The sequence below is a fragment of the Caulobacter sp. HMWF025 genome (assembly GCF_003060965.1).
Taxonomy (GTDB): Bacteria; Pseudomonadota; Alphaproteobacteria; order Caulobacterales; family Caulobacteraceae; genus Caulobacter.
Window position 1 is genome coordinate 12,248 of the sequence record NZ_QAII01000171.1, and the last position, 12,212, is coordinate 24,459.

Here is a 12,212-nt window from a genome sequence, read left to right on the forward strand (position 1 = left end):
GGCCTCGATCTGGCGTCCGGCCCGCCAGTAGGCGTCCCCGAGATGGCCATTGACGTCCGGGTCGCCCGGTTCGAGCTCAATGGCCGCTTCCAGCTTTTCGATCGCCGTCTTGTAGTCTCCGAGGCGGTAGTAGGCCCATCCCAGCGAGTCGAGCATGGCCCCGTTCTGCGGGCGGGCCGCAACGGCCTTCTGGATCATGGCCAGGGCCTCGGCCAGATGTTCACCGCGGTCGATCCACGAATAGCCGAGGAAGTTCAGCAATTCCGGCTCATCGGGATTGACCTTCAGGGCCACCTTCAGGTCGGCCTCGGCGTCCGGCCAGCGGCCCGCGCGTTCCAGGGCGATGCCGCGCAGGAACAGAACCCGCCAGTCGGGCTGGTCACCGTCTCCCCTAATGACCGTATCGAGGATCCTGACCGACTCGTCCCAGCGCTCATTGGCCCGCAGGAGGTCGGCGAGCCCGACCTGGGCGTCGCGATCCGCCGGGAACTGGCCGGCGAGCGTCCGGGCAGTATCCAGGGCCCTGACCTTGTCGCCGGCCTGCTGATAGGCCCAGGCCATCTTGCCGCGCGAGGCGACATATTGCGGCGAGTCCGGAGAGATCCGCTCATAGGCGGCGATCGCTCCGACGCGGTCCCCGCTGTCGTTCAGCAGGTCGCCGACCAGCAGCCAGGCCTCTTCCCGTTCCGGCTCCAGGCGCAGGGCCAGTCTCAGATAGGCCAGGGCAAACTGGTTCTGGCGCTCGCTGGCGAAGGTCGCCGCACAGGCTACGAGGTTCTGGGCCGCGCCCTGCCGGATCGAGACCATCGCCGGGGCCTTGCGGCCAGAGGCGGCCCGCAGCCGCGCGGCCTTCATCCCCTCGTCAGCGGGGTCTCTCGCCAGGGCCTGGTCGTACAGGGCGACGGCATCGGCCTGCCGCTTGCGCCGCTCAAGAAAGGCTCCGTAGTCCAGGACGAACAGGTCACTGGCCGCCGCATTGGCGGTCAGCGCCTTGTAGTCGGTTTCGGCCTCGTCAAAGCGCTTGGCCCGCTCGAACAGGCGAGCCTGGCCCAACTGGCCGAAGTACTGAACCAGCCGGTCGTTCTGCAGGGTCGGCTGGACCGTGGCGCCCTCGGAATCGCCCGCCGCTGCAGAGACCCAGGGCCCCAGCAGCGCGACGGCCTGGCGATGGGGGAAGCCGATGTCCTCGGCCTTCAGGACGGCCTGGGCCTCCTTGCCCTTGCCTGCCGCCAGGGCGTCGACCACCCGGGTCAGGGCCCCCAGGCGCTTCAGGGCATCACTGACTTCAGGCCCGGCGGGGGCGATCGCAGCCGCCCGGCTGACCTCGCCGGCCAGGAGCAGGGCGGTGAAGCTGCGTTCGGAGATGACGCCCGGGTCCTCGCCGAGCGCGCCTGCGACCCCGAAAAAGCTCGCCGCCTGACGGGTATCGCCGGCGCGCAGGGCCGCCTGCCCGGCCAGAAACTGGCCATAGGGGCTGCGGGCATCAAAAACAGCTGTCCCGGCCGAAACCGGTCCACGCAGTATAACAGTCTTGGGCGCGGTGGTGCAGGCGGAGAGAGCCAGGACAGTCGCCGAGGCGAGAAGGATCTTGAAACGCATCCGCCCACCCTGTTGGGTTTCGACGCGCGCCGCAAGGGCCGGGCGCGCGTCGAAAGAGCCTACATGTTCGGGTAGTTGGGGCCGCCGCCGCCCTCGGGCGTCGTCCAGACGATGTTCTGCGACGGATCCTTGATGTCGCAGGTTTTGCAGTGGACGCAGTTCTGGGCGTTGATCTGGAAGCGCGGGTCGGTGCCCTGCTCGTTGTACAGGACCTCATAGACGCCTGCCGGGCAGTAGAGCCGGGCCGGCTCGCCGTATTTGGGCAGGTTCACCGAGATCGGGATCGACGGATCCCTCAGCGTCAGGTGGGCGGGCTGGTCTTCTTCGTGGTTGGTCGCCGACAGGAAGACCGACGAGAGCTTGTCGAAACTGATCACGCCGTCCGGCTTGGGATAGACGATCGGCTTGTAGTCCTTGGCCAGACCGGTCGAGGCCGCGTCGGTCTTGTCATGCTTCATCGTGCCGAAGAACGAGAAGCCACCGGTCAGGTGGGTGCACCACATGTCGAACATGCCCACGGCGCCGCCCAGGAAAGTTCCCAGCTTGCCCAGCAGCGGCTTGGCGTTGCGAACGACCTTGAGCTCCTTGGCAACCCAGCTCTTCTCGAACGCGGTCTGGTACTCGACCAGCTCATCGCTGGCGCGGCCGGCGGCGATGGCCTTGAAGGCCTGCTCGGCGGCCAGCATGCCGGTCTTCATGGCGTTGTGGCTGCCCTTGATGCGGGGCACGTTGACAAAGCCGGCCGAGCAGCCGATCAGCGCACCGCCCGGGAAGGTCAGCTTGGGGATCGACTGCCAGCCGCCCTCGGTAATGGCCCGAGCGCCGTACGAAATGCGGCGGCCGCCTTCCAGGTGCGGCTTGACCGACGGATGGTGCTTGAAGCGCTGGAACTCGTCGAACGGCGACAGCCACGGGTTCTTGTAGTTCAGGTGCACCACATAGCCGATCGACACGTAGTTATCGCCGAAGTGGTACATGAAGCTGCCGCCGCCGGTCTTGTCGTCCAGCGGCCAGCCGGTGGTGTGCTCGGCCAGGCCCGGCTGGTGCTTCTCGGGCGGGACCTGCCACAGTTCCTTGATGCCGATGCCGAACTTCTGCGGCGATTTGCCGGCCGACAGGTCGAACTTGGCGATCAGTTGCTTGGCCAGCGACCCGCGCACGCCCTCGGCGATGAACACGTACTTGCCGTGCAGTTCCATGCCGGGCTGGAAGTCAGGCTTGTGGTGGCCGTCCTTGCCGATTCCGACCACACCGACCACGACGCCCTTGAGGGACCCGTCGTCATTCCAGACCATGTCCGAGGCGGCAAAGCCCGGATAGATCTCGACGCCCAGTTCCTCGGCCTTGCCGGCCAGCCAGCGCGTCACATTGCCGAGCGAGGCGATGTAGCAGCCTTCATTGTGCATGAAGGGCGGCAGGGCAAACATCGGCAGGGAGGCTTCACCCTGCGGCCCGAGGATCAGGAAGCGGTCCTTGGTGACCGGAGTCTCGAGCGGGGCCCCCTCTTCCTTCCAGTTCGGGAACAGCTCGTTCAGGGCCTTGGGATCGATGACCGCGCCCGACAGGATGTGGGCCCCGACCTCGGAGCCCTTTTCCAGCAGGGCGACCGAAATCTCGGTGCCGGCCTTTTCGGCCAGTTGTTTAAGGCGGATCGCTGCGGAGAGACCGGCGGGGCCGCCGCCGACGATGACGACGTCATATTCCATCGACTCGCGTTCGAGGACTTCGCTCATGGGATCTCCCGCCCCGGGCCCAACGCTGGCTTGGCTGGGTCCCGTCTTATGACTGTTTGAACTCCACCTTATCCGAACCTGACGTGACGGTGGTCAAGAGAAAGCAGCGAGTTTTGTTGCGCTGCAGCGTGGAGGACACGCCCGGATCGCGCTATGGAGGGTTCCATGAGCCTCGCCGTCGACCCTCGCGCCGTCGAAAGCCTGCTCGCCTTCTGGGCGGATGCAGGGGTCGAGGCGTCCTATGCCGACCAGCCGATCGACCGGCTGGCCGAGGGCGCGGCCCTGCTGCGGGCCCGCAGCCAGCCCCCCGTTTCAACGCCCGTTGCGCGGCCGGTGCTGGTCTCCGGCGGATCGGCCGATGTCACCGCAGCGGTTGCCCGGGCCCGGGCCAGCGCCGCCGAGTGCCAGGACATCACCGCCCTCGCCGCAGCCATCGCCGCCTTCGACGGCTGCCCGCTGAAGGCCCAGGGCGCGCGCCAGGCGGTGGTCTCGCGCGGCCCCGTCGACGCGCCCCTGATGATCATTGGCGAATGCCCAGGTCCCGACGAGGACGCCGCCGGCCGGCCCTTTGTCGGACGGTCAGGCCAGCTTCTCGACCGAATGCTGAAGGCCGCAGGCCTGACCGACCGGGCCTTTATCACCAACACCGTCTTCTGGCGCCCGCCGGGCAACCGCACGCCCACTGCGCAGGAACAGGCGATCTGCGCGCCGTTCCTTGAACGGGCCGTGGCCCTGGTCAAACCGCGCCTGCTGCTGCTGGTTGGCGGGGCGTCGGCCAAGGCCCTGCTCAAGCGCGATGAGGGCATCCTGGCCCTGCGTGGTCGCTGGTTTGAGTGGACCTCGGCCGACGGCAGCCAGGAACTGCCCGCCCTGCCGACCCTGCATCCCTCTTTTCTGCTAAGACAACCGGCGTCCAAAAAGAAAGCCTGGCAGGATCTGCTTACCCTGACCGAAAGGCTTGATCGGCCCGACCGTCCCCACTAGGACTCATCGCGACCAGTCGGAACGGGGACGCGAGGCCTTCAGGGCCCTGCGGATACGCATTGCAGCTCATCGCTCGCCCTCTGGCCGTTCTTGCGGCCTTTGCTCTTTGCCTGTGTGCCGCTTCGGGCGTTCGCGCCGCCAGCCTTGAACCCCTGTCGAAGGACGACGCCCGCTTCTATCGCGCCGCCTTCCAGGCGTCCGAGCGGGGCGATTTCGACGCGGCCGAGGCCGCTTTCGCCAACACCCGCGACAAAAGCCTGTCTGGCCGGCTCAACTTTGCCCGACTGATGCACCCCCGGGCCCACACAGCGGCCTTTGAAGAACTAACGGCCTGGCTCGAGTCCTATCCGGACGAGGCCGGTGCCGAGAAGATCTATAGCCTGGCCCTCAAGCGCAAACCGGCCAAGGCCCTGCCGCCGCCCGCGCCGCCGCTGTTCGTGACGGCCGACCGCAGCCCGCCGCCGGCCGACAAGGCCCGGGCCGCCCGCGAGGCCTACTATTCCGGAGACGTCCAGCGCGCCCTGACCCTGGCGATTGCCAGCAATGAGCGCTGGATCGCCGGCCTTGCCGCCTATCGCCTCGGGCAGTCCGCCCAGGCCCAGACCTATTTCGAGGCCGTCTCCCGCGATGAGGGCCAGGATGACTGGCTGCGAGCGGCCGGAGCCTTCTGGGCGGCCCGCGCGGCCAGTGGCGCGGGACGCGATGCTGACGCCCGCGCCCTGCTGATCCAGGCCGCCCACGCCCCCAACACCTTCTACGGCATGATCGCCGCGCGGCAGCTGGCCCTGGCCGGGATCGCCCTGGTCGACGACGCCGATGACCCCATCGCCGCCCTGATCACCCGCGTCAGCTATGACGGTCCGGACGTCGAGTCGCTGGGTCACCTGCTGGCCAGCGATCCGCGCGCCCATCGTGCAGCCGCCCTGGCCCAGATCGACCGCTGGGTCGAGGCCGGACAGGAGCTGCGGGCCGGCCTGTCGCTGGCTGCCGACGAAAAGGTGCGGGCCGACTGGATGGCCCTGACCCTGGCGCTCAATGCAAGGGCTCCGCTGAACGGCGGCCGTCCGGTGGGCCGGGTCGGTTCCGAGGACTATCCCCTGCCCCCGCTGGAGCCCAAGGGCGGCTTCACGATCGACAAGGCCATGGTCTATGCCCTGGTCCGTCAGGAAAGTCGCTTTGACCCCATGGCCGTCTCGGGCGCAGGGGCGGTCGGGCTCATGCAACTGATGCCGGTGGCGGCGGCCCGCGCGGCCGGCGATGACAAGCTGCTGGCCGACAACACGCCGCTGTTTGATCCGTCATTCAACTTGCGGGTCGGCCAGGACTATTTCACCTGGCTGATGGACCGGGGCCTGCAGAGCACCGACGTCCTGCGCGCTGTCGCGGCCTATAACGGCGGGCCCGGAACGCTACTGAAGGCTCAGGCCCAACTCGGCGCCGACTGTGACAGCCTGCTGCTGATCGAGAGCCTGCCGGCCGTCGAGACCCGCAACTATGTGGAAAAGGTCATGGCGTCCTACTGGACCTACCGCCGCATATTGGGGGCCGAGACCCGCACCCTCGACGCGGTCGCCATGGGCGCGCGCGAGATCGACTTCCGCCTCGACCAGCAGGCTACCAGCGCAGGCGTAGCGCCCTAGAGGCCCGGGCCAGATCGACCAGCGGCCTGTCGCCCGGCCTGAAGCCCCCGGACGCGCCATAGTGCCGGGTAGAGATCAGCAGGCCCTGCAGCCGCTCCAGGCCCAGCAGACGGGCCCAGCCACGTTCCGGATAGACCGGCAGGGCCGCGGCCCGGTTCGGGCCACCGGCCAGATGTTTCTCGATGCTCGCCCGCCAGGTTTCCGGCAGAACGGCGTCGGGCTGCAGGATCAGCAGCCAGTCGCCACGCGGGTCGACACAGCCGGCCGTCAGGCGGGCGCCGGTGTCGCCGTCTGCCCGGACGATCCGGGCCCCGCAATCCTCGGCTATGGCCAGGGTCGCATCGCCAGACCCCGCATCGGCGATGACCACTTCGCGCACCAGTCCGCCGACGGCGGCCGGGACCAGACTGGCCAGACAGGGGCCCAGGGACTGGGCGCTGTCATGGGTGGCGATAACGACGGTAATCATGACCCTGCTTCACGCCGAAGCGCTCTGAAGGTCAAGGGTCGTTCTTGTTTTGTTCGATCAATACGCCTAGCCTGTGCCCATGCCACAGCCGTCACATCTGAACCGGGTCGCGCTCCGGGGCCGAGGGGCCCGAACTAATGCCACCGGGCGTTTCGAGACTTTCCGGTCCGAGGCCTTTGAGGACGGCTGGACCGAGGCTGATGAGGCCGCCCGGCCTCTGAAAACCCAGGTGCAGCCGATGAAGTCGCGGACCATCATCGCCCGCAATGACAGCCCGGATATCGGCTTCAACGCCTCGATCAATCCGTATCGGGGCTGCGAGCACGGCTGCATCTACTGCTATGCCCGGCCGGCCCATGCCTATTTGGGCCTTTCGCCCGGTCTGGATTTCGAGTCGCAGCTCTTCTTCAAGCCGGAAGCCGGACGGTTGCTGGAGCGCGAACTCTCGAAGCCGACCTACAGGCCGGAGATCATCCATATCGGCGGTGATACCGACCCGTATCAGCCGCAGGAAAAGACCCTGCGGGTCACCCGGGCTGTGCTGGAAACGCTTGTGCGGTTCAACCATCCGTTCTCGATCATCACCAAGTCGGCCCTGATCAGTCGCGACCTCGATCTGCTCGGGCCGATGGGCAAGGTCGGTCTGGCCCGGGCGGCGGTATCGATCACCACCCTCGACCGCAGTCTGGCCCGCAGCATGGAGCCGCGCGCCGCGACGCCGGAGCGCCGGCTGGACGCCATTCGGCAGCTGGCGGCAGCCGGTGTGCCGGTCACGGTGATGTTCGCCCCGTCGATCCCCGGCCTCAATGATCACGAGATGGAGGCCGTCCTGGAGCGCGCCGCCGAGGCCGGGGCCACCTCGGCCGGCTATGTGGCGTTGCGCCTGCCGCTGGAGATCGGCGACCTCTTCCAGCAATGGCTGGCCAGCGACCATCCCGACCGGGCGCGGCGGGTCATGTCGCTGGTCCGCCAGATGCGGGGCGGCGCGTCTTACAGTTCCGAGTGGGGCAAGCGCATGACCGGCGAAGGCCCGGTGGCCGAGGTCATGAGCCAGCGCTTCCATGTCGCCCGCCGCCGGTTCGGTCTCGACGCGCCGCTCCGGCCGCTGGACGTCTCGGCCTTCCGGGTTCCGCCCCGGGCCGGGGATCAGCTCAGCCTGTTCTGAGCACCCTGAATCGATCCCGGTTGACCGATCAACCTTCGACCACGGCTTTCAGACGGGCCAGGCCGGTCTCGAAGTCGCGGCCCACCATGCGATCCATGTTGAAGATCAGGCCCATCAGCCGCGTCATGAACGGGGCTGGACCTTCCATCGCCCAGGTCAGGCGGAAGCCACCGCCTTCCGGGTCCAGGGTGAACAGCGCCAGATTGTGGGCTTCAAAGGGCTTGAGAAAGTCGAGCTTGATCGCGACCCGGCTGTCGGTCACCTCAATGACTTCCATCCGGCCGGATCCGGCCTTGCCGTTACCGGCCCAGCCATAGACCGCCCCGACACCCCGGGTCTCCCCCTCATAGGTTCGGCTCATCGCGGGATCGAGTCCCTCAAAGGGCGACCAGCGGCTCCAGTTCCGGAAATCAGTGACAAGATCCAGGACCGCCTGGGGATCAGCCCGAACGATCACGCTCCGCTCGACCCGAAAGACGCCGGGCCGCAAGGCGGCGACGGCGAGAACGCCAGCGACCAACAGCCCGATAGCAATCAGCGCAAACTGAACCATGGAAACGTCCCCCCGATACGGCCGCTCTCAGAGCGAGCGGCCTGACACGCCCTGGCCAGGGGCTTGATGGTCCCGGCCGGCATTCCAGTGCCCCGCCAGCCAGCGGCGAACCGGCAGGTCGTAGAGCTTCAGCATGGCCCACGCGGCCAGGACGATCAACACGGCCGCCCCGGCCACAAAGGCCAGCGGATAGCCCTTGCCGCCGAGCGCCCTGAAGCTTCGCAGCAGCAACTCCCAGGTGACCCAGTGCAGGGCATAGAGCGGATAGGACACCTCGCCACTCAGGCGGAAAACCGTTGCGGCACGCCCCGCCGGATCCCGATGGCCCAGCAGCACGATCAGCGGAAAAACGACCGCAACACAGACGAGGTCGAACGTCGCCGTATACAGCAGCGGTGGTGTGGCCAGGACAGCGAACAGGATCAGCGCCAGCAGCCAGGCCGGCAGAGACGCCCGCAAATAGGGCTGGATGCGATAGCAGGCCCAGCCCAGGGCGAACGGAAAGATCGTGCGGATCACGCCGATCCAGTAGGTGGCCCGGTCCCAGCCGGTCTGGACACCGCCCATGCCATAGCCGATGCCGATCAGCAGCCCGCCGGAAACGATGATGACCAGCACCAGCCACAGGGTCGACAGCCGTCGAACCGGGAACCACAGGGCCCCGGCCAGCAACTCGAGAAACAGTGACCAGGCTGGCGGATTCAAAGGGAAAAGCGGTGAGAAGCTGTCCTCGTCTGCGACCCAGATGCGCGGCAGAACCAGCAATCCCATGACCAGACATTCCAGGATCGCGTTGCGGTGCCCGATCATCACCAGGGCGCCGGCCAGCATCGACAGCCCGATCAGCGGCCAGACCCGGGTCAGGCGGGCCCGCATGAAGCCGATCCAGCCGATCCGGCGGTCACCATAGGCATGGGCGAGCACAAAGCCGCTGAGGCAGAAGAAGAAGTCGACGGCCAGATAGCCATGTGCCATCAGCCAGGGCCGGTAGGTCCAGCCGCCGAGGTGGTAGAGCAGCACGCCCACGGCAGCCAGGCCCCGGAGACCGTCCAGGGCCTCATACCGACGACTGCCTTGCCCCACGAACCGCACCCTGCTCCCCGCCCCTGCTCGACCGCTTAGTGCCGGGTGTCGCGCGGCGCGTCCAGCCGCTTGCGGATCGGGCCGAAGCGCAACCCGGGGCCGGACTAGAGCTTCTCGAACAGCAGGGCCTTGCTCAGAAAGGCCCGGTCCTGCCCGATCAGCTTCAGGCCGACCGCGTCGAACAGCGCCGCGAGGTCGGTTTCGGCATAGCTCGAATAGTAGGGTTCGTGGAAATAGGCCGGGAAGGCTTCCAGCAGCCGGGCCAGGTCGGGCTCGTCGACCGGCTGGATCGAGTCGACCAGGACCAGCACGCCACCCAGCTTCAGGGTCCGCGCCATGGCGGCAGCCACCACAGGGCGGACCCGGGGCGGCAGCTCGTGGAACAGATAGACGCAGGTGACGGCGTCCAGCGTACCGTCTGCGAACGGCATCGCCTCGGCATTGGCCTGGACGCCGCCGACGCCGCTGAGGTGGCGCGCCCGGGCCAGATAGGCCGGTGACAGGTCGAGACCGGCCATCGCCGCGCGCGGAAAGGTGCGCTGCAGGTCGTGCAGAAAGGCCCCGGAGCCACAGGCCACATCGACCAGCCTCAGCCCGCGCTGGTCTCGCCCGCGCCAGTGCTTCGCCAGCAGCGACAGACCCCGACGACGCATCGCCCCCGCCGTGCCGGCGAACAGGGCCTCGACCTGGGCGTCGTAGCGCCGGGCGCTCTCGTCGGTGAACCAGCCGCCTGTCTGATAGTGGAAGTTCTGTCGATAGTAATTTGGATAGGATGGAGAATTGATCTCGTCCCTCACCTCAACACCATCCCCGCGGCGGCGGCGCTGGTCCACCACGCGGGCATCGGCCAGAAAATCGAGCGCCTGAATGACGGATCGCAAGGGCCGGGTCGGTGCCGCTTCCATGGCCGGATAGAGCCCGGCGGCGACGTCACGGGCATCCTTCTCGAAGGCTTCCAGATAGACCCGGCGCAGGCGCTGGGCCGAGACCGGCGGGGTTTGCGGCGAGAAGCTCTTGCGGCTCTCGCCCCGGGTCGGCTGGGTGATGGCACGCGCCAGACCGCCGGTCGCCGTCCACCAGGCCGCCTTCACCGCCGAGCGCGCTCTTTGCCTTACAGCCTCCAGCGCAAACGCGCCGGGATCCCGTCGCCCGTCCATCCTGGCCTCACCGCGAAAAGACGCCCACCAGTTCAATATGGGGAGACCAGACGAACTGGTCCACCGGCAACACCCGATCAAGTTTGAAGCCCGCATCGATCAGCATCCGGGCATCGCGCGCGAAGGTCGCCGGATTGCACGAGACGCCGATCACGCGGCCGACCTTGGACTTGGCGATCTCGACGGTCTGTTCCAGGGCTCCGGCCCGCGGCGGATCGATGACCACCACGTCGGTCTTGGCCAGTTCAGTGCTGAGCACAGGACGCCGGACCAGATCCCGCGCCTCGGCGGAGATCGGCTTCAGACCCGGAGCCCCGCCGATGGCCGCCTTCAGGGCGGCGATAGCGAGCGCGGCCGAGTCTGCAGCGTGGACCGCAGCGATCTCGGCCAGGCGGAAGGTGAAGGTCCCAGCCCCGCAATAGAGGTCGGCGATCCGGTTGGCGCCCTGGGCGGCTTCGACCGCAAAGGCGACCATGGCCCGCTCGGCCTGCGGCACAGCCTGCAGGAAGCCGCCAGCCGGCAGACCGACAATCGCCGGACCCAGCTTCACCATCGGCTGGCGGGCCATATAGACGACCTCGCCAGCCAGGGTGACGCGGGCAAAGTCAGCCTCGCCGGCCGTCATGGCGGCCTGCATCCGGGCATCGGCCGACAGGCCGCCGCTCTTGGCCTCGACGCCAGTGATGTCGATGTCGAGACCCGTCGCCGTCAGTGTCACATGCAGGGTCGGGGCCGACTTGGGATGCTCGAGAAACGGCTGGGCGAGACGGGCCAGGGCCGGAAAAGCCGCGACAAGGCGCGGGTCGGCCACCGGGCACTGCTCGATCTTCACGAGGTTCCAGGAGCGGCGTTCCTTGAAGCCCAGCCGGACGCCGCCCTTGCCACCCCGGGCATGCAGGGCAACCCGCCGCCGGGATCCGGCCGGGGCTGCAAAGGTCGGCAAGATCTCGGTCTCAATGCCCTCACGGGCCAGCTGGAACCGCACCTGGTCGGCCTTCCAGGCCAGATAGGGCTCGGCGGCCCAGTGCTGCAGGGCGCAGCCGCCGCAGTGGCCGAAGTGCTTGCACGGCGGCGCAATCCGGTCCGGGCTGGCGTCGAGGACGTCGATCAGCTCACCGCGCGATCCGTCCATCTGGGCCGTGATGCGCTCGCCCGGCAGGGTCAGGGGCACAAAGGCCTCGCCGCGCGCGATGCCGTCGCCCTGGGCGCCGACCGCGTCGATGATCAGTTCTCGCATTCCGTATCCAATCTCGCGGCAGGCCCACACGGGACCGGCCCATTCATGTCCGCCGACCCGGGGTCGTGCGGCACCATCGCCCGTCGCGGGCTTCCATCCTGGTGTCCATACCCGCAAACGCCGCCCTTGGCATGAACGAAGATGAACACCTCGCTCAACGACCGTTCATGTTGCCGCTGGCAATCTTCACCGGTCAGCCGCGCCCTCCCCGGCGAGCGACAGAAAAAAGCCACGTCCGGCAGAGAAGACCGCGCCATGATCAACAGGACCCTGAAGATGAAGACCGCTCTGTGCGCCATCGCCGCCGTCGTCAGCGGCGCGCTCGTCCCGACCCTGGCCAGTGCCCAGGCCTATTCGCCCCGCCCGGCCTACGCGACCTACGACAGCACCGGCCCCTATTACGATCCCTGCGCCCGCAGCACGACCAACCGCAGCACCGGCGGCGGACTGGCCGGAGCCGGCATCGGGGCCGCGATCGGCAGCGGCATCTCCGGCAACGGGGCCCGCACCGAAGGCGCCGTCCTCGGCGGCCTGCTGGGCGCGGTGATCGGTTCGAGCATCGGCAAGAAGTCGGCAGCCTGCACCCCCGGGG

General features: G+C 68.0%; 11 protein-coding genes. 4 read left to right on the forward strand and 7 right to left on the reverse strand.

All coding sequences use genetic code 11. The features are described from left to right. Window positions 1-1,599: tetratricopeptide repeat protein (locus DBR10_RS17935; RefSeq protein ID WP_233243476.1), on the reverse strand; the 1,599-nt coding region annotated here is incomplete at its 3' end. 59 nt (window positions 1,600-1,658) lie between these two features. Further along, window positions 1,659-3,332 (reverse strand): electron transfer flavoprotein-ubiquinone oxidoreductase, encoded by a 1,674-nt coding sequence (locus DBR10_RS17940; RefSeq protein WP_108504113.1) that lies wholly within the window; start codon window positions 3,330-3,332, stop codon window positions 1,659-1,661. A 165-nt stretch (window positions 3,333-3,497) separates the two neighbouring features. On the opposite strand from DBR10_RS17940, the gene DBR10_RS17945 reads away from it, so the two are divergent. Together DBR10_RS17945 and DBR10_RS17950 are read left to right on the forward strand one after the other, a co-directional pair. Continuing rightward, window positions 3,498-4,316, forward strand: coding sequence for a uracil-DNA glycosylase (locus DBR10_RS17945; RefSeq protein WP_108504121.1), 819 nt, complete (start codon window positions 3,498-3,500; stop codon window positions 4,314-4,316). A gap of 59 nt (window positions 4,317-4,375) precedes the next feature. Then, complete coding sequence (locus tag DBR10_RS17950; RefSeq protein WP_108504114.1) at window positions 4,376-5,956, forward strand: lytic transglycosylase domain-containing protein; 1,581 nt, start codon at window positions 4,376-4,378, stop codon at window positions 5,954-5,956. Here DBR10_RS17950 and DBR10_RS17955 read toward each other — a convergent pair. Continuing rightward, on the reverse strand, window positions 5,931-6,425 hold the full coding sequence (locus tag DBR10_RS17955; protein WP_108504115.1) for a glycosyltransferase: 495 nt from the start codon (window positions 6,423-6,425) through the stop codon (window positions 5,931-5,933). The genes DBR10_RS17950 and DBR10_RS17955 overlap by 26 nt on opposite strands. A 79-nt stretch (window positions 6,426-6,504) precedes the next feature. Between DBR10_RS17955 and DBR10_RS17960 the strand changes: the two genes are divergently transcribed. Further along, a complete protein-coding gene (locus DBR10_RS17960) occupies window positions 6,505-7,590 on the forward strand; it encodes a PA0069 family radical SAM protein (protein ID WP_108504116.1) in 1,086 nt (361 codons plus the stop codon). Window positions 7,591-7,618: 28 nt separating this feature from the next. On the opposite strand, the gene DBR10_RS17965 is transcribed toward DBR10_RS17960, so the two are convergent. The 4 genes from DBR10_RS17965 to DBR10_RS17980 all read right to left on the reverse strand — a co-directional run bounded on the left by DBR10_RS17965 (window position 7,619) and on the right by DBR10_RS17980 (window position 11,620). Then, the gene (locus DBR10_RS17965) at window positions 7,619-8,143 is read right to left on the reverse strand and encodes an SRPBCC family protein (protein WP_108489912.1); all 525 of its coding nucleotides are present in this window, start codon (window positions 8,141-8,143) and stop codon (window positions 7,619-7,621) included. A 27-nt stretch (window positions 8,144-8,170) separates the two neighbouring features. Continuing rightward, window positions 8,171-9,226 (reverse strand): acyltransferase family protein, encoded by a 1,056-nt coding sequence (locus tag DBR10_RS17970; protein ID WP_108504122.1) that lies wholly within the window; start codon window positions 9,224-9,226, stop codon window positions 8,171-8,173. Window positions 9,227-9,330: 104 nt separating this feature from the next. Then, window positions 9,331-10,383: a class I SAM-dependent methyltransferase gene (locus DBR10_RS17975; RefSeq protein WP_108504117.1), complete on the reverse strand. Its 1,053-nt coding sequence runs from the start codon at window positions 10,381-10,383 to the stop codon at window positions 9,331-9,333. A gap of 7 nt (window positions 10,384-10,390) precedes the next feature. Beyond that, window positions 10,391-11,620 carry a class I SAM-dependent RNA methyltransferase gene (locus DBR10_RS17980; RefSeq protein WP_108504118.1) on the reverse strand — a complete coding sequence of 410 codons (1,230 nt, stop codon included), beginning with the start codon at window positions 11,618-11,620 and terminating at the stop codon, window positions 10,391-10,393. A gap of 255 nt (window positions 11,621-11,875) precedes the next feature. On the opposite strand from DBR10_RS17980, the gene DBR10_RS17985 reads away from it, so the two are divergent. After that, the coding region (locus DBR10_RS17985) for a glycine zipper 2TM domain-containing protein (protein WP_233243477.1) at window positions 11,876-12,212 on the forward strand (337 nt) is incomplete at its 3' end.